This window comes from Acetobacter sp. P1H12_c (assembly GCF_018811975.1).
GTDB classification, from domain to species: Bacteria; Pseudomonadota; Alphaproteobacteria; order Acetobacterales; family Acetobacteraceae; genus Acetobacter; species Acetobacter persici.
Genome location: NZ_JACRVR010000084.1, coordinates 1 through 1689, shown reverse-complemented (window position 1 = coordinate 1689; position 1689 = coordinate 1). Strand labels below are relative to the sequence as shown.

2 protein-coding genes are annotated in these 1689 nt (G+C 55.2%); one reads left to right on the top strand and one right to left on the bottom strand.

What is annotated here, in order from left to right; all coding sequences use genetic code 11:
* The first annotated feature begins 234 nt into the window (after positions 1–234).
* Entirely contained in the window at positions 235–576 is a 342-nt protein-coding gene (locus KP699_RS16180; RefSeq protein WP_215763341.1) for a hypothetical protein, read from the top strand.
* A gap of 8 nt (positions 577–584) precedes the next feature.
* On the opposite strand, the gene KP699_RS16175 is transcribed toward KP699_RS16180, so the two are convergent.
* Positions 585–1689, bottom strand: a 1105-nt coding sequence (locus tag KP699_RS16175; protein ID WP_215763340.1) for a site-specific integrase, incomplete at its 5' end; no start/stop codon positions are given.

The window sequence follows — 1689 nt, the reverse complement described above, 5'->3', positions numbered from 1 at the left end:
TGTCAACAATTGCGAAAAAACCGTCTTGCTGTTTCAGGAATGTCTCATACCCTGATTGTAACAGGGAAATTGGCACATGATTCGAGGCTCAGGCCCCGAGCATCGAGTGAAGTCAGCTTCCCTTCATGGAGGTTGTGACGATGTTCAGGATAAAGGGAGATGATGGGGATCTGATAGTGCTACTTTGCCGGATCCTATGTTTGAGTGGGCTCTTAAAGCAGGAAGGGATGTACTATGTCGTCGGATAAAAGTACAGTTCAGGAAAGAGAGTTTCGTGGCCTGCTGCGTTACTCTGCCGCAGCGGCGTATATTGGTCTTGCAGAAGGAACGCTACGAAATCAGCATGAAGAGCTGGGAATTCAGTCGGTGAAAATTGGTCGGGTGCGGTGTTTTCCGGTAACGGCACTTGATGATTTTATTGAGCGGAAGATTCTGGAAACAGAGAGAAAGCAGCTCCGGAAAAAGCGGCGAGGTCGCGGAGAGAGTCTGGTATTCAGTCCGGATTTCAGTTTCTGGATTGTGATCGCTGCTCTGTTGCTTGTGGCTCTGATCAGGCTGTCATTTCTGACAGCCTGACGGAAACGCTATTCCTTGCCGGCAGAGTTACGCTTCTCATACGCGATGGCTTTCGCGGCCAGATCTTCCGTATGGGGTTGGTAGTAACGGTCAAGGGATTTGATATCTTTATGACCTGTCACCCGGCGGAGTTCGAGCGGGTTCGTGTAAATCCGTGCGAGGCGGCTTGTCGCCTCATGCCGAAGGTCATGGAAGGTAAGATCCCTGAGGCCAGCTTTCTTTGTCATCCGCCCGAACCGGACTGAGAAAGCATCTTTGCTCCCAATATCAAAGACGAGATCTCCGGGCCGGGCGGATTTGCGTTGTGCCTGAAGGGACCGAAGCAGGCGGGCGGCTCCGGGTGTCAGAGGACGGATTTCCGGACCACGCTCCACAGCAAGATGCATGGTCTTCGTTTTTCCCAAGGACAAGGCATAACGATCAAAGTCAATGTCACGCCAACGGAGTGTCAGGGCTTCCTCCCGTCGGGTGCCTTGTTCAATGGCGAATTGGACGAATATGGCATCGTCCGGCCAGGGGGACAGTGCCATGGCTTCCAGAAGGCGCTCGTATTCATCACCAATGAGACGACGGTTGCGCTTCTTGTCTGCGCCAGCGGGTCGCTTGACTGCCGTTGCGGCAGCCGGGTTTTTTGAAAAGGGCAGGTCCCACTCTGCGATCGCATGCTGGCAGATCGCAGCGAGCAGGTTGAGGCGTTTGACCACCGTCGCAGCGCTGTATTTCTCAGCCAGCCGATCCCGGAACCCACGGACTGCTGTGGAGGTCAGATCGACCAATGCAAGCTGCGCGATCTCGTCCTGAAGGATAGCGGGGATGTGACCTTTGCGATCATTCTCCCGGGTCTGCATCTCTTCGCGCACATAACGGTCGACCAGTTCGCGGACAGTCTGACGTTCCAGCGGTCGCGTGTCCTCAAACTGTCCGAGTTCCAGTTTGGCGGACGTCGTGTCCAGCCAGCGCCGGGCCAGTTTGGCCGAGCCGAAGGTTTGATGGATCCGCTCTCCGCCTGCGATACGCTTACGGGCCCGATACTGGCCCTTGCCGCGATATTCAACTCCGGCCGGGAGCGGACGGCCTGTCGCCGGATCAATTTTAGCAGAAGTGATTCGATCT